The organism is Streptomyces sp. YS415 (assembly GCF_023544665.1).
GTDB lineage: Bacteria > Actinomycetota > Actinomycetes > Streptomycetales > Streptomycetaceae > Streptomyces.
The window spans coordinates 188,576-209,848 of sequence record NZ_JAMJFL010000011.1; the positions used below are offsets into that span (position 1 = coordinate 188,576).

General features: G+C 70.9%; 17 protein-coding genes. 4 read left to right on the forward strand and 13 right to left on the reverse strand.

Annotated features, from left to right (window positions below):
• Position 1 precedes the first annotated feature (1 nt).
• From M8H82_RS16780 to ureA, 3 genes are read right to left on the reverse strand one after another with little or no spacing between them, the layout of a single operon-like run.
• A complete protein-coding gene (locus M8H82_RS16780) occupies positions 2-1,021 on the reverse strand; it encodes an agmatine/peptidylarginine deiminase (RefSeq protein WP_250074699.1) in 1,020 nt (339 codons plus the stop codon).
• 8 nt (positions 1,022-1,029) lie between these two features.
• Positions 1,030-2,742, reverse strand: a complete 1,713-nt coding sequence (locus M8H82_RS16785; protein ID WP_250074701.1) for an urease subunit alpha — start codon at positions 2,740-2,742, stop codon at positions 1,030-1,032.
• Positions 2,739-3,434 carry an urease subunit gamma gene (gene ureA / locus M8H82_RS16790; RefSeq protein WP_250074704.1) on the reverse strand — a complete coding sequence of 232 codons (696 nt, stop codon included), beginning with the start codon at positions 3,432-3,434 and terminating at the stop codon, positions 2,739-2,741. Before ureA ends, M8H82_RS16785 begins: the two co-directional genes overlap by 4 nt.
• Before the next feature lie 148 nt (positions 3,435-3,582).
• On the opposite strand from ureA, the gene M8H82_RS16795 reads away from it, so the two are divergent.
• Complete coding sequence (locus M8H82_RS16795; RefSeq protein ID WP_250074705.1) at positions 3,583-5,019, forward strand: cytosine permease; 1,437 nt, start codon at positions 3,583-3,585, stop codon at positions 5,017-5,019.
• Here the strand turns inward: M8H82_RS16795 and M8H82_RS16800 are convergent.
• Together M8H82_RS16800 and M8H82_RS16805 are read right to left on the reverse strand one after the other, a co-directional pair.
• Positions 5,016-6,104: a branched-chain amino acid aminotransferase gene (locus M8H82_RS16800; RefSeq protein ID WP_250074707.1), complete on the reverse strand. Its 1,089-nt coding sequence runs from the start codon at positions 6,102-6,104 to the stop codon at positions 5,016-5,018. The two genes, M8H82_RS16795 and M8H82_RS16800, sit on opposite strands and share 4 nt — an antisense overlap.
• Before the next feature lie 244 nt (positions 6,105-6,348).
• Positions 6,349-7,401, reverse strand: a complete 1,053-nt coding sequence (locus tag M8H82_RS16805; RefSeq protein ID WP_250074709.1) for a 3-isopropylmalate dehydrogenase — start codon at positions 7,399-7,401, stop codon at positions 6,349-6,351.
• A 142-nt stretch (positions 7,402-7,543) separates the two neighbouring features.
• Between M8H82_RS16805 and M8H82_RS16810 the strand changes: the two genes are divergently transcribed.
• On the forward strand, positions 7,544-9,103 hold the full coding sequence (locus M8H82_RS16810) for a metallophosphoesterase family protein (RefSeq protein ID WP_250074712.1): 1,560 nt from the start codon (positions 7,544-7,546) through the stop codon (positions 9,101-9,103).
• 51 nt (positions 9,104-9,154) lie between these two features.
• Here the strand turns inward: M8H82_RS16810 and M8H82_RS36445 are convergent, their stop codons facing one another.
• The 3 genes from M8H82_RS36445 to M8H82_RS16820 all read right to left on the reverse strand — a co-directional run bounded on the left by M8H82_RS36445 (position 9,155) and on the right by M8H82_RS16820 (position 12,153).
• A complete protein-coding gene (locus tag M8H82_RS36445) occupies positions 9,155-9,283 on the reverse strand; it encodes a hypothetical protein (RefSeq protein WP_284048964.1) in 129 nt (42 codons plus the stop codon).
• A gap of 272 nt (positions 9,284-9,555) precedes the next feature.
• On the reverse strand, positions 9,556-11,187 hold the full coding sequence (pruA, locus tag M8H82_RS16815; protein WP_250074714.1) for an L-glutamate gamma-semialdehyde dehydrogenase: 1,632 nt from the start codon (positions 11,185-11,187) through the stop codon (positions 9,556-9,558).
• 39 nt (positions 11,188-11,226) lie between these two features.
• A complete protein-coding gene (locus tag M8H82_RS16820) occupies positions 11,227-12,153 on the reverse strand; it encodes a proline dehydrogenase family protein (RefSeq protein WP_250074716.1) in 927 nt (308 codons plus the stop codon).
• Positions 12,154-12,315: 162 nt separating this feature from the next.
• Between M8H82_RS16820 and M8H82_RS16825 the strand changes: the two genes are divergently transcribed.
• Complete coding sequence (locus tag M8H82_RS16825; RefSeq protein ID WP_250074718.1) at positions 12,316-13,503, forward strand: helix-turn-helix domain-containing protein; 1,188 nt, start codon at positions 12,316-12,318, stop codon at positions 13,501-13,503.
• A gap of 21 nt (positions 13,504-13,524) precedes the next feature.
• Here M8H82_RS16825 and M8H82_RS16830 read toward each other — a convergent pair whose 3' ends face one another.
• Complete coding sequence (locus M8H82_RS16830) at positions 13,525-14,109, reverse strand: TetR/AcrR family transcriptional regulator (protein WP_250074720.1); 585 nt, start codon at positions 14,107-14,109, stop codon at positions 13,525-13,527.
• An 84-nt stretch (positions 14,110-14,193) separates the two neighbouring features.
• Here M8H82_RS16830 and M8H82_RS16835 point away from each other — a divergent pair, with 84 nt between their 5' ends.
• Positions 14,194-15,732, forward strand: a complete 1,539-nt coding sequence (locus M8H82_RS16835) for an MFS transporter (RefSeq protein ID WP_250074721.1) — start codon at positions 14,194-14,196, stop codon at positions 15,730-15,732.
• Between the two features lie 12 nt (positions 15,733-15,744).
• On the opposite strand, the gene serA is transcribed toward M8H82_RS16835, so the two are convergent.
• The 4 genes from serA to M8H82_RS16855 form a co-directional block, all read right to left on the reverse strand.
• Complete coding sequence (gene serA, locus M8H82_RS16840) at positions 15,745-17,334, reverse strand: phosphoglycerate dehydrogenase (RefSeq protein WP_250074723.1); 1,590 nt, start codon at positions 17,332-17,334, stop codon at positions 15,745-15,747.
• A 228-nt stretch (positions 17,335-17,562) separates the two neighbouring features.
• Positions 17,563-18,561, reverse strand: coding sequence for a ketol-acid reductoisomerase (gene ilvC, locus M8H82_RS16845; RefSeq protein WP_250074725.1), 999 nt, complete (start codon positions 18,559-18,561; stop codon positions 17,563-17,565).
• A 118-nt stretch (positions 18,562-18,679) separates the two neighbouring features.
• The gene (gene ilvN, locus M8H82_RS16850) at positions 18,680-19,204 is read right to left on the reverse strand and encodes an acetolactate synthase small subunit (protein WP_007496172.1); all 525 of its coding nucleotides are present in this window, start codon (positions 19,202-19,204) and stop codon (positions 18,680-18,682) included.
• A gap of 21 nt (positions 19,205-19,225) precedes the next feature.
• The gene (locus tag M8H82_RS16855; RefSeq protein WP_250074728.1) at positions 19,226-21,082 is read right to left on the reverse strand and encodes an acetolactate synthase large subunit; all 1,857 of its coding nucleotides are present in this window, start codon (positions 21,080-21,082) and stop codon (positions 19,226-19,228) included.
• Between the last annotated feature and the right edge of the window lie 191 nt (positions 21,083-21,273).

Sequence of the window (21,273 nt, forward strand, 5' to 3'; positions counted from 1 at the left end):
CCTAGCTCTTCGGCTGCTGCTGGGTGATGCAGTGGATGCCTCCACCGCCCGCGAAAATGGTACGGGCGTCCACCAGCGTCACCGTCCGCTCGGGGAACAGCCGCCGGAAGATCCCGGCCGCGATCTCGTCCCGGGGGTCGTCGAAGGCGCACAGGACGACTCCGCCGTTGCAGAGATAGTGGTTGATGTAGGAGTAGTCGACCCAGTCGCCGTCCTCGTCCTTGAGGACGGTGGGCGCGGGGATCTCGACGACCTCCAGGCGGCGGCCCTTCGCGTCGGTCTGGCCGCGCAGGATTTCCAGGTACTGCCGGGAGCGGGCGTGGTCCGGGTGGTCCGGGTTCTGCTGGCTGTGCACGACGACGGTGCCGGGCCGGGCGAACGCGGCGACGATGTCGACGTGGCCCTGGGTGCCGTACATCCCGTAGTCGCCGGCCAGGCCGTGCGGGAGCCAGATCGCCTTGGTGGTGCCGAGCTTGGCGTGGATCTCCGCCTCGACCCGCTCCCGGCTCCAGTCGGGGTTGCGGCCCGCGCCGAGCTGGACGGTGTCGGTCAGCAGGACCGTGCCCTCGCCGTCGACGTGGATCGCGCCGCCCTCGTTGACGAGCGTCGAGGGGAGGACGGGCACCCCCGCCAGGTCGGCCACATGCCGGGCGATCTTGGAGTCGTGCTCCCAGCGGGCCCAGTCCTGGCCGCCCCAGCCGTTGAACACCCAGTCCACGGCGGCCAGTCGGCCCTCCTCGTCCTTGACGAAGGTGGGACCGATGTCGCGCATCCACGCGTCGTCGAGCTCGCGCTCGGCCAACTCGATGTCCGGGCCGAGCAGTTCGCGCGCACAGTCGCCCTGTCCCGGGCCGTGCACCACCGTCACCGGTTCGAAGCGGCGCACCGCGCGGGCCACGGACGCCCAGGCGGCGCGGGCCTCGGCCAGCTCCTCCTCGGTGGTGAAGGTGGGGTTGGGGCCGGGCCAGGCCATCCAGGTGCGCTCGTGCGGAGCCCACTCGGGGGGCATGCGGAAGGTCATCGCGGGTCCTAGAGGAAGTAGAGGCGGTTCAGGGAGACCGAGTCGGCCGGCTCGGACCGCAGCGGCTCGCCGTCGAGCGTGACGAGCCCGGTGCGCTGGTCGACGTCGACCGCTCCGGTACGGGAGTTCAGGCGCAGGTCGGCCGGTCCGATGCCGCGGGTGCCGCGGACGGCGACCCGGCGGCGCCGGGTCGGCATGGTGTCGTTGCCCTGGTCGAGGGCGGCCCGGGCGACGAACGCGACGGAGATCTCGGCGGGGGTGGCGCCGTGCGCGCCGAACTGCGGGCCCAGTACGAGGGGTTCGCAGGTGTCGGTGGCGGCGTTGGGGTCGCCGGTCACGCCGTAGGCCGGGAAGCCGGACTTCAGCACCAGCTGCGGTTTGGCGCCGAAGTACTCGGGGCGCCAGAGCACGATGTCGGCGAGCTTGCCGACCTCCAGGGAGCCGACCTCGTGCGAAAGCCCGTGGGCGATGGCCGGGTTGATGGTCAGCTTGGCCATGTAGCGCAGGACGCGCTCGTTGTCGTGGCCGACGCCGGGGTCGCCGAGCTCGGCCTTCATCTTCCCGGCCATGGCGAACGTACGGCGGACGGTCTCGCCGGCGCGGCCCATGCCCTGCGCGTCGGAGGAGGTGATGCCGATCGCGCCCAGGTCGTGCAGCACGTCCTCCGCGCCCATCGTCCCGGCGCGGATGCGGTCCCGGGCCATGGCGGCGTCGCCGGGCAGGTCCGTCTTCAGGTCGTGGACGGAGACGATCATGCCGTAGTGCTCGGCGACCGCGTCCCGCCCGAAGGGCAGCGTGGGGTTGGTCGAGGAGCCGATGACGTTCGGGACGCCCGCCATCTTCAGCACGTTGGGCACGTGTCCGCCGCCGCAGCCCTCGATGTGGAAGGCGTGGATGGTGCGGCCCTCCAGCACCCGCAGGGTGTCCTCGACCGACAGGCACTCGTTCAGGCCGTCGCTGTGCAGGGCGACCTGGACGTCGTGCTCCTCGGCGACCCGCAGCGCGGTGTCCAGCGCCCGGGTGTGCGCGCCCATGTCCTCGTGCACCTTGAAGCCGGACGCGCCGCCCTCGGCGAGCGCCTCCACCAGGGGCGCGCCGTGGGAGGACGAACCCCGCCCGAGGAAGCCGATGTTGACCGGCCAGGCGTCGAAGGCGGCGAAGGCGTGCTTCAGCGCCCACGGCGAGTTCACGCCGACGCCCCACACGGGCCCGAACTCCTGCCCGATGACCGTGGTGACGCCGGAGGCCAGGGATGCCTCCATGATGCGCGGCGACAGCAGATGGACATGGGTGTCGACGGCACCGGCGGTGGCGATGAGCCCCTCGCCGGAGACGATGGACGTACCGGTGCCGACCACGACGTCGACCCCGTCGAGGGTGTCGGGGTTCCCGGCCCGCCCGATCGAGTGGATGCGGCCCTCGCGGATGCCGATGGAGACCTTCCGGATCCCCTGGACGGCGTCGATCACGACGACATTGCTGATGACGACGTCACAGGTGTCCCGGACGGCGGCGGCCTTGAGGTGGAGTCCGTCGCGGGCGGTCTTGCCGAACCCGGCCAGGAACTCGTCGCCGTGGCGCTGGGAGTCGGACTCGACCTCGACGGTCAGGCCGGAGTCCCCGAGCCGGATCCGGTCGCCCGCGCGGGGGCCGTGGGTGGCGGCGTACTCGTGCGGCGTGAGGCGGCGGGCCTCGGCGGGGTGGCCTCCGGGGCGGCTCATCGGGCGGCCTCCTCTCCGGGAACGCCCAGGTAGCCGCAGGCAGCGGCCCTGCGCAGGGCCTCTTCCTTCGCTCCCGGCGCGTCCAGCGGCCCGTCGACCAGCCCGGCGAAGCCGATCGCGATCCGGGCGCCGCCGATCGGCACCAGGCCGACCTCGGCGCTCTCGCCCGGTCCGAAGCGCACGGAGGACCCGGCGGGGACCGCAAGCCGCATGCCGTAGGCCCGCTCGCGGTCGAAGTCGAGGCGCGGGTTGGCCTCGAAGAAGTGGAAGTGGGAGGTGACGGAGACCGGCACGGCGGCCGTGTTGGTGACCGGAAGGCGCACGGCGGCCTCGGGTTCGGGGTGCTCGGGGCCGGGCAGCAGCGCGCCGGGCGCCTCCGCCCCGAGTCCGGCGCCGATCGGGTCGGAGACGACCGCGAGCCGGGAGCCGTCGTCGAAGACGGCCTCCACGTGCACCTCGGTGACCACGTCCGCGACCCCGGGCAGCACATCGTCCGGACCGAGCACCGAGCGGGCGGCCTCGACGGCCTCCGCCAGGCGTCGGCCGTCCCGGGCGGCCTCACAGACGGTGTCCGCGATGAGGGCGGTGGCCTCCGGCACGTTCAGCCGCAGGCCGCGGGCCCGGCGGGCGCGGGCCAGCTCGGCGGCTCCGAAGAGCAGCAGCCGGTCACGTTCCGTGGGAGTCAGTCTCATGCCGCGGGCACCTCCTTGTCTTCCAGTCGTTAGAGCAACACTCTAAACATCAGATTCTCACGAGGGAAACATTGACGCGCCAGCTTTGGAAACGTCACATTGAGCGTCGCTCTAACTTTTCAAGGCGGCCGATCAAGGGAGACCAGCCATGCCGATGGAACGACGCGGAGTCGACACCATCCCCGACGAGGAACGCACCAGCGGACCCCGTGACCTCGTCTCGATCCTGGTGGGGTCGAACCTCTGCCTCGGCGTGATCATCTTCGGGTGGCTGCCGCCGTCCTTCGGCCTCGGCTGGTGGGCGTCGGTCAGCTCGATCCTGGTGGGCACGGCCGTCGGCATCGCCCTGACCGCCCCGCTCGCCCTGATCTCCCTGCGCACGGCGACGAACCTGTCCACGTCCTCCGGCGCCCAGTTCGGGGTGCGCGGCCGGCTGGTCGGCTCGGTGGTCGGCCTGCTGCTCGCCCTCGGCTACACCGCGCTGACCGTGTGGATCGGCGGCGACGTGATGCTCGGCGTCCTCACCCGCCTGTTCGGCATCCCCGCGAACGACCTCTCCTACGGCCTCGTCTACGCCCTGCTCGCCGCGGCGACGGTCACCGGCGCGGTCTACGGCTACCGGGTGCTGCTCGCCCTGTCCCGCGTCCTCGCGGTCGGCATGACGGCCCTGCTGCTGCTCGGCGTCCTCGCCTACGCCCCCGACTTCACCACCACCGCGCTCCCCGAGGCCGGCGGCTATCTGCTGGGCGGGTTCTGGCCGACGTGGCTGCTGGCCGCGGTGGCCGCGGGCCTGTCCGGCCCCATCGCCTTCATCACGCTGCTCGGCGACTACACCCGCTACATCTCCCCGGCCCGCCACTCCTCCCGCAAGGTCCTGCACGCCACCTGGCTCGGCCTTGCGCTCGGCCTGCTCGTCCCGCAGCTCTTCGGCACCTTCACGGCGTACGCGGCGGGCGCCGCCCTCGACTACGCCGGTCCCCTCGTCGACGCGGCACCCACCTGGTACCTGGTCCCGCTGCTGCTCGCCGCCTCCGCGGGCTCGGTCGGCAATGCGGGTCTGATGCTCTACTCCATGGGCCTCGACCTGGACGCCATCCTGCCGCGCGCCTCCCGGGCGACCGCCACCTATACGGTCGCGGTGATCGCCACGGTCTGCGTCTTCGTGGGCCACTACGCCTCCACCGCCCAGGACGCGATGACCTCCTTCGTCCTGCTGCTGACGGCGATCGGCACCCCGTGGGCGGTCATCACCCTGATCGGCTTCGCGCGCTGCCGTGGGGTCTACGACGCGGAGGCCCTCCAGGTCTTCAACCGCCGCGCGCGGGGCGGGATCTACTGGTTCACCGGCGGCTGGAACATCCCGGCGACGGTGTCCTGGGCGCTGGGGGCGACGGTCGGCGTCCTCGCGGTGGCGCTTCCCTCGTACGAGGGCCCGCTGCTGGCGCTGACCGGCGGGGTGGACTGCAGCTTCCTGCTGTCGGGCGCGGTGGGAGGCGCCCTGTACCTGGCGCTCACGGCCCGGGAGAGCACGAAGGCCGCCGTGGACCCGCGGTCCACGACGGCCCTGGCGAACAGCGAGGCCTAGGCGAGCCGGTGCATCCAGCCGTGCTTGTCCTCGGCGGTGCCGCGCTGGATGTCCAGGAGGGCCCGGCGGAGCCGCATGGTGACCTCGCCGGGCTCCCCGCCCGACTGCGTCCACTCGGCGCCGGTCCGCTTGACCGTGCCGACCGGCGTGATGACGGCCGCCGTACCGCAGGCGAACACCTCGGTCAGCGTGCCGTTCTCGGAGTCCCGCTGCCACTGGTCGACGGAGATCCGGCCCTCCTCGGCCTTGTAGCCGAGGTCCCGGGCGACGGAGAGCAGGGAGTCGCGCGTGACGCCCTCCAGGATGGACCCGGTGAGGGACGGGGTGACGATCCTGTCGCCGTACACGAAGTACAGGTTCATCCCGCCGAGTTCCTCGACCCACGTGCGCTCGACCGCGTCGAGGTAGCAGACCTGGGCGCAGCCCTTCGCGGCGGCCTCCGCCTGGGCCAGCAGGGACGCGGCGTAGTTGCCGCCGGTCTTGGCGTAGCCCATGCCGCCGGGCACCGCGCGGACGTGGTCCTCGGAGACCCAGATGGAGACCGGCTGCACGCCGCCCGGGAAGTAGGCGCCGGCCGGGGAGGCGATGACCAGGAAGAGGTAGTCGTTGGCCGGCTTCACGCCGAGCCCGACCTCCGTCGCGATCATGAACGGGCGCAGGTAGAGGGACTCCTCGCCGCCGTGCGCCGGAACCCAGGCGGCGTCCTGCTGGACGAGCGCGTCGCACGCCTCGATGAAGGTCTCGACCGGCAGCTCGGGCATGCCGAGGCGGCGGGCGGACTCCTGGAAGCGCTTGGCGTTCTTGTCCGGGCGGAAGGTGGCGACGGTGCCGTCGGGCTGCCGGTAGGCCTTCAGGCCCTCGAAGATCTCCTGCGCGTAGTGCAGCACCATGCTGGCCGGGTCGAGGGAGATCGCCGCGTACGGGACGAGCTGACCGTCGTGCCAGCCGCGGCCCTCGGTCCACTTGATGGTCACCATGTGGTCGGTGAAGTGGCGGCCGAACCCCGGGTTGGCCAGGATCGCCGCGCGCTCGGCGGCGGCGAGCGGGCTGGCGGAGGGCTTGAGCTCGATCGTGGGCGTCGTCATGAGTGGTTGTCCTTCACCGGTTTTGGTTGTGGCGGGCCGCGCTCGCGCCAGTACTGTCAGTGGCCAGTGCTAGGACGTCCGAGCATTCCCTCATTCCGCGGCTCCGCGTTCGATTATCGCTCGCGGGGTGCCGTGGAAGAAAACGGCGTGAATGCGGCCCAGGGGTTGATGGTGACACCCGGCGGGGACATGCGGAAGCCGCCGGGTGCTGAACAGACCCGGTGGCTTCGAGTGGCGCGACGGGTCAGCCGGCTACCCGTACGGCGAGCGCGTCGCCGATCTCGGAGGTGCTGCGGGCGGGCTTGCCGACCCGCCCGGTGAGGTCGGCGGCGACCGCCTCGTCGATCCGGGCGGCCTCGGCGTCGTAGCCGAGGTGACGCAGCAGGAGCGCGACGGACAGGACCGTGGCGGTGGGGTCGGCCTTGCCCTGGCCCGCGATGTCGGGAGCGGAGCCGTGCACCGGCTCGAACATCGAGGGGTACTGGCCCGAGGGGTTGATGTTGCCGCTCGCGGCGACGCCGATGCCGCCGGAGACGGCCGCGGCGAGGTCGGTGATGATGTCGCCGAAGAGGTTGTCGGTGACGATGACGTCGAACCGCTCAGGCTGGGTGACCAGGTAGATGGTCGCCGCGTCGACGTGCATGTACTCGGTGGTGACGTCGGGGAACTCCGTGGCCACCCGGTTGAAGACCTCGGTCCACAGGTGACCGGCGAAGGCCAGCACGTTGTTCTTGTGGATCAGCGCGAGCTTCTTGCGCGGCCGGGCCTGGGCGCGGGCGAAGGCGTCCCGGACGACCCGCTCGACACCGAAGGCCGTGTTCACCGAGACCTCGGTGGCGACCTCGTGCGGGGTGCCCTTGCGGATGGTGCCGCCGTTGCCGGTGTAGGGACCCTCGGTGCCCTCGCGGACGACCACGAAGTCGATGGCCGGCTGGCCCTTCAGGGGCGTCTCCACACCCGGGAGGAGCTTCGACGGACGCAGGTTGACGTGGTGGTCGAAGAGGAAGCGGAGCTTGAGCAGGAAGCCGCGCTCCAGCACGCCGGACGGGACCGTGGGGTCGCCGATCGCGCCGAGCAGGATGGCGTCGTGCTTCCTGAGCGCCTCGGCGTCGGCGTCGGTGAGGGTCTCACCGGTGGCGTGGTAGCGCCGGGCGCCGAAGTCGTACTCCTTGGTCTCCAGCTTCACATCCTGCGGGAGGACGGCGGAGAGGACCTTCAGGCCTTCGGCCACGACTTCCTGCCCGATGCCGTCACCGGGGATCACTGCGAGATTGAGGATGCGAGAGCTTGCCGACATGCGCTGCACCCTACTCCTCGTCCCATGGGATGACACGCCATGTCCGCGATACGGACACCCGACCAGCGGCAACTCCATCGTGTCGGCTGCCGTTCACCCGTACGTCCCAGGGGCGTTGGGGTTCGCTGGGAAGTTCTGCGTCATGGACCTCCCCGACATCGGCATCCCACCGCGGCTCGCGCGCCGGATGAGCATGGCCGAGCAGTACGAGTACGCGCGCACCAGGCTGACCCGGCGCCGCGCGCTGGTGACGGCGGGCGCGGTGGCGGGCGGAGTACTGACCGGCTGCTCGGGGACGGGTACGACGGCCTCCCCGGCCCCGTCCCGGTCCGCGACCACGGCGGTGTCCGGCTCGGCGGTCACGCCCTTCGGCCGCCACCTCGCCTTCGGCGCCGACCCGCGCACCCAGATGCGGATCTCCTGGCAGGTCCCGGCGGCGGTGCGGAAGCCGTACGTGCGCGTCGGCGCCCGCCCGGACGAGCTGGGCCGCAAGGTGGCGGCCGAGATCCGCGCCCTGCACACGCCGGGCGTGGAGGGCGTACGCCTGGCGCTGGAGCAGTACTACGTGCACGCGGCCCTGGACGACCTGCTGCCGGGCACGACGTACTACTACGGCGTGGGCCACGAGGGCTTCGACCCCGCCGCACCCCCGCACCGCTCCACCGTCGCCTCCTTCCGTACCGCGCCGGCGAACCCGGAGTCCTTCGTGTTCACCGCCTTCGGCGACCAGGGCGTCAGCGACGCGGCCGAGGCCGGCGACCAGTTGCTGCTGCGCCAGGATCCGGCCTTCCATCTGCACGCCGGGGACATCTGCTACGCGAACGTCAAGGGCCGGGGCGAGGAGTCGGACGGCTACGACCCCGGGTTCTGGGACCTGTTCCTGAAGCAGAACGAGCCGGTCGCGAAAACCGTGCCGTGGATGGTGACGACCGGCAACCACGACATGGAGGCCTGGTACTCCCCGGACGGCTACGGCGGCCAGGTGGCCCGCTTCAGCCTCCCGGAGAGCGGCTTCGACCCGCGTACCGCACCGGGGGTGTACTCCTTCGTCTACGGCAACGTCGGCTTCGTGGCGCTGGACGCCAACGACGTGTCGTACGAGATCCCGGCGAACCTCGGGTACACCGGGGGCCGGCAGACGAGGTGGCTGGCCGGGCGGCTGCGGGAGCTGCGGGCGTCGGCGGCGGTGGACTTCGTCGTCGTCTTCTTCCACCACTGCACCTACTCGACGTCCACGCACGCCTCGGACGGCGGGGTGCGCGCGGAGTGGCTGCCGCTGTTCGCCGAGCACCGGGTGGATCTGGTGATCAACGGACACAACCATGTCTACGAGCGGACCGACGCCATCAAGAACGGCGAGGTGGGCCGCCCGGTGCCGATCGGCGCGGCGACCGACCCGGCGCGGGACGGCACGGTGTACGTCACGGCCGGCGGGGGCGGCAAGGACCTGTACGGCTTCCCGGCGGGCGTCGAGGAGAGCTACGAGGGCCGGGTGAAGGACCGCGAGTCGGTGGACACGTTCCAGTGGACCCGGTCGCGGTCGGTGAAGAAGGAGACCGTGGAGTGGTCCCGGGTGCGCTACCGGGGCTTCTCGGTCCTGAAGGTGGAGGCGGTCAGCGGCGCCGGTGCGCGGCTGAAGGTGTCCGCCCTCGCGCACGACGGGAAGCGCATCGACCATTTCGAGGTGCGGCGCGGCGCCTGAACCCCGCGCCGCACCTCGCGCGGGTGCGGCTCCCGGCGTGTGCGGTCCGGCTCAGTGGCCGGTGGCGCCGCCGTTGTCACGGCGGTCGAGTGCGCGCTGGAGGGCGGCGGCGGCGTTCTTGCGGTCGGACTCGGTCGAGCGCGAGAGGTGACGGACTCGGCGGGCGGTCGTCTCGGCCATGGGAAATCGACTCCTTCGAAACAATCCTGGAGTGCGGAAGAGGGGTTACGAGACGCCGGGTGGGGCGGGGAGCGGTGCCGCAGGGGTTGCCTGCACGGGGCCCGGCTCACGACCGCCATTCGCTTGATCGAGCGAGACGTTCGGCTCCTACAAAGTTAAGGGAGCGGGACGCTTCTGTCTCCACAATTACTCGGACTTCCTACTATCTGAGACGGCGGGCACGCGAACGGGCCGGATCCCGAAGGATCCGGCCCGTTCGCGGCGGTCGGCGATCAGCCCATGTGCGGGTAGGTGTAGTCGGTCGGCGGGACCAGCGTCTCCTTGATGGCGCGGGTCAGGGTCCAGCGCATCAGGTTCTGCGGGGCGCCGGCCTTGTCGTTGGTGCCGGAGGCCCGGCCGCCGCCGAAGGGCTGCTGGCCGACGACGGCGCCGGTCGACTTGTCGTTGATGTAGAAGTTGCCGGCCGCGTAGCGCAGCTTGTCCATGGTGTACGCGGTGGCCGCACGGTCGCTGGAGATGACCGCGCCGGTGAGGGCGTAGTCGGAGGCGGACTCCATCTGGGTCAGCATCTCGTCGTACGTGTCGTCCTCGTAGACGTGCACGGCGAGGATCGGGCCGAAGTACTCGGTGGTGAACACCTCGTTCTCCGGGTCGGAGCACTCGATGACGGTCGGGCGGACGAACCAGCCCACCGAGTCGTCGTAGGAGCCGCCCGCCACGATCGTGCAGGACGGGTCGGACTTGGCGCGGTCGATGGCGGCCTTGTTCTTGGCGAAGGCACGCTCGTCGATGACCGCGCCGATGAAGTTCGCCAGGTCGGTGACGTCACCCATGGTGAGGTAGTCGACCTCGGCGGCGAACTCCTCCTTGAAACCGGAGTTCCAGATCGACGCCGGGATGTAGGCGCGGGAGGTCGCCGAGCACTTCTGACCCTGGTACTCGAAGGCGCCGCGGGTCAGCGCGGTCTTCAGGATGGCGCGGTCGGCGCTCGGGTGGGCGACGACGAAGTCCTTGCCGCCGGTCTCGCCGACCATGCGCGGGTAGGTGCGGTACTTCTCGATGTTGTTGCCGACCGTCTTCCACAGGTACTGGAAGGTCTTGGTCGAGCCGGTGAAGTGGATCCCGGCGAGATCGCGGTGCTCCAGGGCGACCTTGGAGACCTCGATGCCGTCACCGGTGACGAGGTTGATGACGCCCTTGGGCAGGCCCGCCTCCTCCAGCAGCTGCATCAGCAGCACGGCGGCGTGGGTCTGCGTCGGGGACGGCTTCCACACGACGACGTTGCCCATGAGCGCCGGGGCGGTGGGCAGGTTGCCCGCGATGGCCGTGAAGTTGAACGGCGTGATCGCGTAGACGAAGCCCTCCAGCGGGCGGTGGTCGAGCCGGTTCCACACGCCGGGGGAGTTCGCCGGGGGCTGCTCGGCGAGCAGGTCACGGGCGTACTTGACGTTGAAGCGCCAGAAGTCGACGAGCTCGCAGGGGGTGTCGATCTCGGCCTGCTGGGCGGTCTTGGACTGGCCGAGCATGGTGGAGGCGGCCAGCGTCTCGCGCCAGGGGCCGGCCAGCAGTTCGGCGGCGCGCAGGATGATCGCCGCGCGGTCGTCGAAGGACATCGCGCGCCAGGCCGGGGCGGCGGCGAGGGCGGCGTCGATGGCGTCCTGGGCGTCCTGCTGGGTGGCGTGGGCGAAGGTGCCGAGGCGGGCCTTGTGGTTGTGCGGCTGCACGACGTCGACACGCTCGCCGCCGCCCATGCGCTTCTCCCCGCCGATGGTCATCGGCAGGTCGATCGGGTTGTCGGCCAGCTCCTTGAGCTTGGCCTCGAGCCGGGCGCGCTCGGGCGAACCGGGGGCGTAGCCGTGCACCGGCTCGTTGACGGGGGTGGGGACCTGGGTCACAGCGTCCATGAGATCCGTAACTCCTTGTACGTGAGCGGGTGTTCGGGCTCAGCCCTTGGTGACCATCGAGCGGACGAAGAAGCGCAGGTTCGCCGGCTTCTCCGCCAGACGCCTCATGAAGTAGCCGTACCAGTCGGTGCCGTAGGCGGTGTAGACGCGCATGCGGTGGCCCTCCGCGGCCAGGCGCAGGTGCTCGTCGCCGCGGATGCCGTAGAGCATCTGGAACTCGTACTCGTCGAGCTTGCGTCCGGCGCGGTGGGCCAGCTCCTGGGCGATGGAGATCAGGCGCGGGTCGTGGGACCCGATCATCGGATACCCGGAGCCCTCCATCAGGATGCGCATGATCCGGACGTACGCCTTGTCGATCTCGGCCTTGTCCTGGTACGCGACCTCGGCGGGCTCCTTGTAGGCGCCCTTCACGATGCGCACCCGGCTGCCGTTCGCGGCGAGGCGGCGGGCGTCGGCCTCGGTGCGGAACAGGTAGGCCTGGATCACGCAGCCCGTCTGCGGGAAGTCCTTCCGCAGCTCCTCGTGGATGGCGAACATCGAGTCGAGGGTCGTGTGGTCCTCCGCGTCCAGGGTGACCGTGGTGCCGATGGCGGCGGCGGCCTCCACCACCGGACGGACGTTCGCGAGCGCCAGCTCATGGCCGCCGGGCAGCGCCTGGCCGAACATGGAGAGCTTCACGGACATCTCGGCACGGGTGCCGAGGTCCAGCCCCTTGAGCCGGTCGATCAGCGCCAGGTAGGCGTCCCGGGCGGCCTCGGCCTGGGCGGGGGTGGTGATGTCCTCGCCGACCACGTCCATGGTCAGCTCCAGGCCCTTGGCCGTGAGGTCCTCGATGATCGGGACGATCTCGTCCACGGTCTCACCGGGGATGAAGCGGTCGACGACCTGCTTGGTGACCGGAGCGGCCGAGACCAGACGTCGCATCCGGTCGCTGCGCGACGCGGCGAGAATCACGGGACCCAGCACGGGGCACCTCCACAACCATCAGAAACAGGCCGTATCCCAACGGTTCGGGTACGGCACGGAGAACCACCGTGAAACCTAAGGATCCCTCCGATCCTCGGCCATCGACAGCTGTCACGCATCCGTGCCGCGGATCTCATACAGATGTATGAGGCACCTCGGAAAATGCGGGAGAATGCCCGGGTGACGTCGGAATTCAAGGGTGACTACCAGGAGCTGGTCGACGAGATCTCGGAGCTGCTGGGCGCCCCGGCGACCCTGGAGAACCGCGACTTCGAGCTGATCGCCTTCGGCGCCTACGACAGCGAGGACGAGCTGGACGCCTCCGCGCTGGACCCCGTGCGCACCCGCTCGATCCTCACCCGCCGTTCCACGGCCGCCGTCCGCGCCTGGTTCGAGGGCTTCGGCATCACCCGGGCGAGCGCCCCCGTCCGCATCCCGCGCACCCCGGAGGCCGGCGTCCACCGCGGCCGGATCTGCCTGCCGGTCCGTCACCGGGGCGTGGTCCTCGGGTACGTCTGGCTCCTGGACGACGACCCGGGCCCCACCGACCGGCAGCTGGCCGCCGCGATGGACGTCACCGTCCGGATCGGCGCCCTGCTCGCCGACGAGGCCCAGCACGGCGCCGACCTCACCCGTGAACTGCGGGCCGTCCTCACCGCCGAGCGCGACTGGCAGCGCGAGATGGCCGTCGCCGAACTCCGCACCGCCCTGGGCGCCCGCGCCGACTCCCTCCACACGGTCGTCTGCGTGGCCCCCTGGCCCTCGGCGGACCCGGACGACGCCCCGTCGGTGCGCACGGTGCCGGGCGCCACGGCCCTGTGCACGGTGCCGTGGGGAGCGACGGCCCACGCCCTGGCGCTGCTGATCCGGCTGCGCTCCCCGGAGGTGCTGACCCCGGCGACCACCGCGGCCGGACGGCTGCTGGAGCGGGCGGGCGGACCCGGGGGCGCGGGCATCGCGGCCGCCCGGGCCGGGCTCGTGGAGCTGGGGGCGGCCTGGCGGGAGGCGTCGGCGGCGGCGCGCGCGGTGCTGGCCGAGCCGCGGCTCGGGCCCGTCGCTCAGTGGGCCCGCATCGGCCCGTACCGCCTGCTCACCGCGCTGCCGCCGGGGACGGCGCGCGATCCGGCGGTGACCCCGCTGCTCGCCCCCGCGCACCGGGAACTGGCGCGCACCGCCGAGGTCTACCTCGACCTGGCGGGGCAGGCGGCCCGGACGGCCGCCGAACTGGGGATCCACCGGCAGACGCTCTACTACCGGCTGTCCCGGGTCGAGCAGCTGACGGGCCTGGACCTGGACGACGGGGAGCACCGGCTGCTGCTGCACATGGCGCTGAAGGGGGCACGGCTGTAGCCGGACCCCTCCCGGTTCCGCCTAGTCCCGGGTGGCGGCCTCGATCACCTGGCGCAGCCCCTCGGTGAGCGCGTCGGCGTCGGGTGCGCGCTCGGGGTCGAAGTTCCACTGGGCGATGAGGCCCGTCATCAGCGTGGTGTAGAACCGTCCGACGGTGTCCAGGGCCTTGTCGGGGATCTCGTCCTCGGGGATGTCCATGAACAGCGCCACGAGAGCACGCTCGGCGTCCCGCTGCTGCGCGGCCAGATGGTCGCGCACCGCGGGCAGCTGGTCCCCCATGGCCACGATCTCCATGCTGAGCCGCCACATCGAGCCGGGGCCGCGCATGGTGCCGATGATGTTCGACCACACCTCGTGGAAGCGCTCGGCGGAACCGGGCGCGGTGGTGCTCGCGGTGGTGCCGTCGCCGTCGAAGGCGTCGGAGACATCGCCGACCAGCGCGAGATAGGCCTGCGCCAGCAACGCGTCCTTCGAGCCGTAGTGATAGCCGATCGACGCCAGGTTGGTCCCCGACTCCTTGACGATGTCGCGCGCGGTCGTCCGCACGAACCCCTTCGCCAGCAGGCAGCGCTTGGCGCCTTCGAGCAGATCCTCACGGTGTCCCATGGCGGACAGCCTACCCCCGATCCATACACTCGTCCTATACAGTCGTCATAGACAGTCGTTTAATACGTGTGTACATTCGCCGCCATGACAACGAACCGACCAGTCCCCGCTCGTGCCGGCCGCCGTGAATGGGGCGCGCTCTGCGTGCTGATGCTGCCGCTGCTGCTGGTGTCGATGGACGTCTCGGTCCTCTACTTCGCCGTCCCGGCGATCGGCGCCGACCTGGAACCCACCGGCACCCAGCAGCTCTGGATCTTCGACATCTACGCCTTCGTCCTGGCCGGCCTGCTGATGACCATGGGCTCGCTCGGCGACCGCATCGGCCACCGCCGCCTGCTGCTGATCGGCGCCGCCGCCTTCGGCACCGCCTCCCTGGCCGCGGCCTACGCCGACAGCGCCGGGACGCTCATCGCGGCCCGCGCGGTGCTCGGCATCGGCGGCGCGACCCTGATGCCCTCGACGCTGGCCATGCTCCGCACGATGTTCACCGACCCCGGCCAGCGCGCCAAGGCGATCGGACTGTGGTCCGGCGTGATGACGGCCGGGGTCGCACTCGGTTCGGTGCTCAGCGGTGTCCTGGTGGAGTACTTCTGGTGGGGCTCGGTCTTCCTGGTCAACCTGCCCGCGATGGCGCTCCTGCTGCTGCTCGGCCCGCTGCTGCTCCCCGAGTCGAGGAACCCCGAGCCCGGCCGCTTCGACCTGCTGAGCGTCCCGCTGTCGATGGCGGCCGTACTCCCCGTGATCTACGGCCTGAAGGAGATCCCCTCCGAGGGCTGGAACGTCCGCTACGTCGTCTCCATCACCGTCGGCCTGCTCTTCGCGGCCCTCTTCATCCACCGCCAGCGCACGGCCGCCTCCCCGATGATCTCCCCCGCGCTCTTCCGCGGCCGGGGCTTCGCCCCCTCGGTCGCCCTGAACCTCGTCTCGGCGTTCGGCATCATGGGCTCGGCGTACTTCACCACCCAGTACCTCCAGTCCGTCCTCGACAAGAGCGCGCTGGAGGCGGCCCTGTGGGCGCTGCTGCCGTCGGTGCCGATCGGGGCGGCGGCGCCCCTCGCCACCCTGCTGGTGCAGAAGGGCGTCCACCGGGCCCATGTGGTCACCGGCGGCTTCCTGATCGCCGCCTCGGGCTTCGCCCTGCTGTCCCTCGCCAGTACGGACGCGCTGTGGCTGGTGCTGACCGCGTGCGCGGTGCTCGCCGTCGGCGCGGTCGTGGTGATGTCCCAGATCATGGACCTGGCGATGGGCGCCGCCCCGGTGGAGCGGGCGGGCTCCGCGTCCTCCCTGATGGAGACCGGCGCCGAGTTCGGCGGCGCGCTGGGCATGGCCCTGCTCGGCTCCATCGGTACGGCGGTCTACCGCCACGAGATCCCGGACTCGGCCCCGGCAGCGGCCCACGAGACGCTGGGCGGTGCGCTGGCCGTCGCCGACCGGGTGCCGGGCCTCGCCACGGCCGCCCGGGAGGCCTTCACCAGCGGGATGCAGGGGGCGGCGGTCGCGGGAGCGGTGGTGCTGACGGGGGCGGCGGTGCTGGCGGCGCTCACCCTGCGGCGGATCGAGGTACGGGGGCAGACATGCGAAACGCCGGACGAGCCGAGGAACCTCAGCGCGTCCGGCGTGTGAGCAGCGGTGGCGTCAGGTCAGGTTCACCGCGCGGGCGGACGTCGCCCCGATCTCCTCGGCGACCTCGGCCAGCACCCCGGCGGGCACCGTGTCGTCGACCGTCAGCACGGCCAGCGCCTCGCCACCGGCGACCGCGCGGGACACCTGCATGCCGGCGATGTTGATGCCCGCCTCGCCGAAGACCCGGCCCACGGTGCCGACGACACCGGGACGGTCCTCGTAGCGCAGCACCACCATGTGGTCGGCGAGCGCGAGGTCCACGTCGTAGTCGCCGACCGCGACGAGCTTCTGCAGGTGCTTGGGGCCGGCCAGGGTGCCGGAGACCGCGACCTCCTCGCCGCTGCCGAGCGTGCCGCGCACGGTGACGACATTGCGGTGGTCGGCCGACTCCGAGCTGGTGGTCAGCCGCACCTCGACGCCGCGCTCCTGGGCGAACAGCGGGGCGTTGACGTAGGACACCGTCTCGGCGACGACGTCCTCGAAGACGCCCTTGAGCGCGGAGAGTTCGAGCACCTTGACGTCGTGCTGGGTGATCTCGCCGTACACCTCGACGTCGAGGCGGACCGCGACCTCACCGGCGAGCGCGGTGAAGATCCGGCCGAGGCGCTCGGCGAGCGGCAGGCCCGGCTTGACGTCCTCGGCGATGACGCCGCCCTGGACGTTCACCGCGTCCGGGACCAGCTCACCGGCGAGCGCGAGGCGCACCGAGCGGGCGACGGCGATGCCGGCCTTCTCCTGCGCCTCGTCGGTGGAGGCACCGAGGTGCGGGGTGGCGACCACCTGGTCGAACTCGAAGAGCGGGGAGTCCGTGCAGGGCTCCTTCGCGTACACGTCGAGACCGGCACCGGCGACCCGGCCCTCCTTGAGGGCGGAGTACAGCGCCTCCTCGTCGACGATCCCGCCGCGCGCGGCGTTGACGATGCGGACGCTCGGCTTGACCTTGCGCAGCGCCTCGTCGCCGATCAGGCCGACGGTCTCCGGGGTCTTGGGCAGGTGGACGGTGATGAAGTCGGAGACCTCGAGCAGCTCGTCCAGCGACAGCACCTTGACGCCCATCTGCGCGGCGCGGGCGGGCTGGATGTACGGGTCGTAGGCGACGACCTTCATGCCGAAGCCGGACATGCGCTGGGCGACCAGGGCACCGATCCGCCCGAGGCCGACGACGCCCAGGGTCTTCTCGGCGAGCTCGACGCCCGTGTACTTGCTGCGCTTCCACTCGCCGTTCTTCAGCGCGGCGTTGGCCTGCGGGATGTGGCGGGCGGTGGCGACGAGGAGGCCGCAGGCCAGCTCGGCGGCGGTCACGATGTTGGACGTCGGCGCGTTGACGACCATCACGCCGGCCTTGGTGGCGGCGGAGACGTCGACGTTGTCCAGGCCGACGCCGGCTCGTGCGACGACCTTCAGCTTGTGCGCGGCGGCGATGGCCTCGGCGTCGACCTTGGTGGCCGAGCGGATCAGGATCGCGTCCACGTCGGCGATGGCCGGGAGCAGCTCGGCCCGGTCGGCGCCGTTGCAGTGGCGGATCTCGAAGTCGGGGCCGAGCGCGTCGACGGTGGCGGGCGACAGCTCTTCAGCGATGAGTACGACGGGTTTCGAGCTCACGTGAGTCCTCACATGTCCAATGCGGACGGCCGTCCCGACGGCCGCTGGCGGTGGAGGGGCTTGCCGCGTGGAAGACGCACGACGCTGTGGGCCTGACGCGTATGTTGTGCAGAAGTGTAGTGCTGCGGGCCGAGGCGTCTTACGCCGCAGCGGAAGGATCACCCGTCCGTGGCTGGACGTGGTGGACAACGGGGCCGGAGCGATCGCTCCGACCCCGTGACACGCGGCTTACGCCTCCTCGTCGACCCAGCTCATGAGCTTGCGCAGCTCCTTGCCCGTGGTCTCGAGCAGGTGCTCGGAGTCCTGCTGCTTGTACTCGTTGTACTTCTTCAGACCGCCGTGGTACTCGTCCATCCAGGCCTGGGCGAAGGTGCCGTCCTGGATCTCCGCGAGGACCTTCTTCATCTCGGCCTTGGTGGCCTCGGTGATGATCCGCGGGCCGGTGACGTAGTCGCCCCACTCGGCGGTCTCGGAGATCGACCAGCGCATCTTCTCCAGGCCGCCCTCGTACATGAGGTCCACGATCAGCTTCAGCTCGTGCAGGCACTCGAAGTACGCGATCTCGGGCTGGTAACCGGCCTCGGTCAGCGTCTCGAAACCAGCCTTGACCAGGGCGGCGGTGCCACCGCAGAGGACGGCCTGCTCACCGAACAGGTCGGTCTCGGTCTCCTCGGTGAAGGTCGTCTTGATGACGCCGGCGCGGGTGCCGCCGATGCCCTTGGCGTACGACAGGGCGAGCGCGAAGGCGTTGCCCGTGGCGTCCTGCTCGACGGCGGCGATGCAGGGAACGCCGCGGCCCTCCTCGTACTGGCGGCGGACCAGGTGGCCCGGGCCCTTGGGGGCGACCATGCAGACGTCGACGCCGGCCGGGGGCTTGATGAAGCCGTAGCGGATGTTCAGGCCGTGGCCGAAGAACAGCGCGTCGCCGTCGTTCAGGTTCGGGGCGATGTGCTCCTCGTAGACCTGGGCCTGGATCGGGTCCGGGACGAGGATCATGATGACGTCGGCCTCGGCGGCGGCTTCCGACGGCGTCACCACGCGCAGGCCCTGCTCCTCGGCCTTGGCCTTGGACTTGGAGCCCTCGTGCAGACCGACGCGCACGTCGACACCCGAGTCACGGAGCGACAGCGCGTGGGCGTGGCCCTGGCTGCCGTAACCGATGACCGCGACCTTGCGGCCCTGGATGATGGACAGGTCGGCGTCGGCGTCGTAGAACAGCTCGGCCACTTTGGGTTCTCTCCTTGTGTGCAGGTGTTGCGTCCCACCGTATGACGGCGGGCGGAAGGGAAGTTCGGGGGTCTCGGTATGCGGGCGGCCGGTGTTCCCCGGCCGCCCGGATCCGTCGTTATGCCGACCGGTCGAGGGCGCGCAGCGATCGGTCCGTGATCGAACGGGCTCCGCGTCCGATCGCGATCGTGCCGGACTGGACGAGCTCCTTGATGCCGAACGGCTCCAGCATCTTCAGCATCGCCTCCAGCTTGTCGCTGGAGCCGGTGGCCTCGATCGTGACGGCCTCCGGGGAGACGTCGACGGTCTTGGCGCGGAACAGCTGGACGATCTCGACGATCTGGGAGCGCGTCTCGTTGTCGGCGCGCACCTTCACCAGAACGAGTTCGCGCTGCACGGCCGAGCCGGGCTCCAGCTCGACGATCTTCAGCACGTTGACGAGCTTGTTGAGCTGCTTGGTCACCTGCTCCAGCGGCAGGTCGGCCACGCTGACCACGATGGTGATGCGGGAGATGTCGGGGTGCTCGGTGACACCGACCGCGAGCGAGTCGATGTTGAAGCCGCGGCGGGAGAACAGGGCGGCGATCCGCGCCAGGATGCCGGGCGTGTTCTCCACCAGGACCGAGAGCGTGTGCTTGGACATTTTTCTCTACGTCTCTCTCGCTCAGTCGTCTTCGTTGTCGCCGAAGTCGGGGCGGACGTCCCGGGCGGCCAGGATCTCGTCGTTGGAGGTGCCGGCGGCGACCATCGGCCACACCATCGCGTCCTCGTGGACGATGAAGTCCACGACGACCGGGCGGTCGTTGATGGAGTTGGCCTCCTCGATCACCTTGTCGAGGTCGGCCGGGTCCTCGCAGCGGATCGCGTAACAGCCCATGGCCTCCGACAGCTTGACGAAGTCGGGGACGCGGGTGCCGGCGCTGGGCTGCCTGCCGTCCGCCTCCGGGCCGCTGTGCAGCACGGTGTTGGAGTAGCGCTGGTTGTAGAAGAGGGTCTGCCACTGGCGGACCATCCCGAGGGCGCCGTTGTTGATGATGGCGACCTTGATCGGGATGTTGTTCAGGGCGCAGGTGGTCAGTTCCTGATTGGTCATCTGGAAGCAGCCGTCGCCGTCGATCGCCCAGACGGTCTGGTCCGGGGCTCCGGCCTTGGCGCCCATCGCGGCCGGGACCGCGTAGCCCATCGTCCCGGCGCCGCCGGAGTTGAGCCAGGTGGCGGGCTTGTCGTACTCGATGAAGTGCGCGGCCCACATCTGGTGCTGGCCGACGCCCGCCGCGAAGATCGTGCCCTCGGGGGCGAGTTGGCCGATGCGCTGGATGACCTGCTGCGGGGAGAGCGAGCCGTCCTCGGGCTGGTCGTAGCCGAGCGGGTAGTTGTCGCGCCAGCGCGTCAGGTCCTTCCACCAGGCCGCGTAGTCGCCCTGGTGGCCCTCGCTGTGCTCCTTCTGCACGGCCTGGACCAGATCGGCGATGACCTCGCGGGCGTCGCCGACGATCGGCACGTCCGCGGCGCGGTTCTTGCCGATCTCGGCCGGGTCGATGTCCGCGTGCACGATCTTGGCGAACGGCGCGAAGCTGTCCAGCTTGCCGGTGACGCGGTCGTCGAAGCGGGCGCCGAGGGCGACGATCAGGTCGGCCTTCTGCAGTCCGGTGACGGCGGCCACCGAGCCGTGCATGCCGGGCATGCCCAGGTGCTGCGGGTGGGTGTCGGGGAACGCGCCGAGCGCCATCAGGGTGGTGGTGACGGGCGCGCCGGTCAGCTCGGCGAGCACCTTCAGCTCGGCGGTGGCGCCGGCCTTCAGGACGCCGCCGCCGACGTAGAGGATCGGCCGCTTGGCGGCGGTGATCAGCTTGGCGGCCTCGCGGATCTGCTTGGCGTGCGGCTTGGTCACCGGGCGGTAGCCGGGCAGGTCCATGACGGGCGGCCAGGAGAAGGTGGTCCGCGCCTGGAGCGCGTCCTTGGCGATGTCGACCAGGACCGGGCCCGGGCGGCCGGTGGCGGCGATGTGGAACGCCTGCGCGATCACCCGCGGGATGTCCTCGGCCTTGGTGACCAGGAAGTTGTGCTTGGTGATCGGCATGGTGATGCCGACGATGTCCGCCTCCTGGAAGGCGTCGGTGCCGATCGCCTTGGAGGCGACCTGCCCGGTGATCGCGACCATGGGCACGGAGTCCATGTGCGCGTCGGCGATCGGGGTCACCAGGTTGGTGGCGCCGGGGCCCGAGGTCGCCATGCAGACGCCGACCTTGCCGGTGGCCTGCGCGTAGCCGGTGGCGGCGTGCCCGGCGCCCTGCTCGTGGCGGACCAGCACGTGGCGCACCTTGGTGGAGTCCATCAGCGGGTCGTACGCCGGGAGGATCGCACCGCCGGGAATGCCGAATACGGTGTCGGCGCCGACCTCCTCGAGAGAGCGGATGAGGGACTGCGCACCCGTGACGTGCTCGGGGGCGGACTGCTGTCCTCCGGAACGGGGCCGCGGCTGCGGATGATGGGCCCCGGTGGCCTGCTCGGTCATCGGCATTCTCTTCTCGATGCTGAGGGTTTTTGCGAAGTTTGTGCGGTGTACGACTGCTGCTGGTGCAACAAAAAACCCCTCGTGCCGTCAGGCAAGCGAGGGGAGCGCGCCGGGAGTGGGTCGCTGAGCGGTCAAGGGCTCAGCGTCAGCCGACGCGCTTTCCAAGTACGAGAATTCGGGTGCGCATGGCACTGACC

Coding starts and splice junctions, on each gene's coding strand:
- M8H82_RS16830 (WP_250074720.1), bottom strand. CDS start 14,109: ATGGGACACCGTGAGGATCTGCTCGAAGGCGCCAAGCGCTGCCTGCTG.
- pruA (WP_250074714.1), bottom strand. CDS start 11,187: ATGGACGCTGTGACCCAGGTCCCCACCCCCGTCAACGAGCCGGTGCAC.
- M8H82_RS16810 (WP_250074712.1), top strand. CDS start 7,544: ATGGACCTCCCCGACATCGGCATCCCACCGCGGCTCGCGCGCCGGATG.
- M8H82_RS16795 (WP_250074705.1), top strand. CDS start 3,583: ATGCCGATGGAACGACGCGGAGTCGACACCATCCCCGACGAGGAACGC.
- M8H82_RS16855 (WP_250074728.1), bottom strand. CDS start 21,082: ATGCCGATGACCGAGCAGGCCACCGGGGCCCATCATCCGCAGCCGCGG.
- M8H82_RS36445 (WP_284048964.1), bottom strand. CDS start 9,283: ATGGCCGAGACGACCGCCCGCCGAGTCCGTCACCTCTCGCGCTCGACC.
- ilvN (WP_007496172.1), bottom strand. CDS start 19,204: ATGTCCAAGCACACGCTCTCGGTCCTGGTGGAGAACACGCCCGGCATC.
- M8H82_RS16805 (WP_250074709.1), bottom strand. CDS start 7,401: ATGTCGGCAAGCTCTCGCATCCTCAATCTCGCAGTGATCCCCGGTGAC.
- M8H82_RS16825 (WP_250074718.1), top strand. CDS start 12,316: ATGCGGGAGAATGCCCGGGTGACGTCGGAATTCAAGGGTGACTACCAG.
- M8H82_RS16835 (WP_250074721.1), top strand. CDS start 14,194: ATGACAACGAACCGACCAGTCCCCGCTCGTGCCGGCCGCCGTGAATGG.
- M8H82_RS16800 (WP_250074707.1), bottom strand. CDS start 6,104: ATGACGACGCCCACGATCGAGCTCAAGCCCTCCGCCAGCCCGCTCGCC.
- M8H82_RS16785 (WP_250074701.1), bottom strand. CDS start 2,742: ATGAGCCGCCCCGGAGGCCACCCCGCCGAGGCCCGCCGCCTCACGCCG.
- ureA (WP_250074704.1), bottom strand. CDS start 3,434: ATGAGACTGACTCCCACGGAACGTGACCGGCTGCTGCTCTTCGGAGCC.
- M8H82_RS16780 (WP_250074699.1), bottom strand. CDS start 1,021: ATGACCTTCCGCATGCCCCCCGAGTGGGCTCCGCACGAGCGCACCTGG.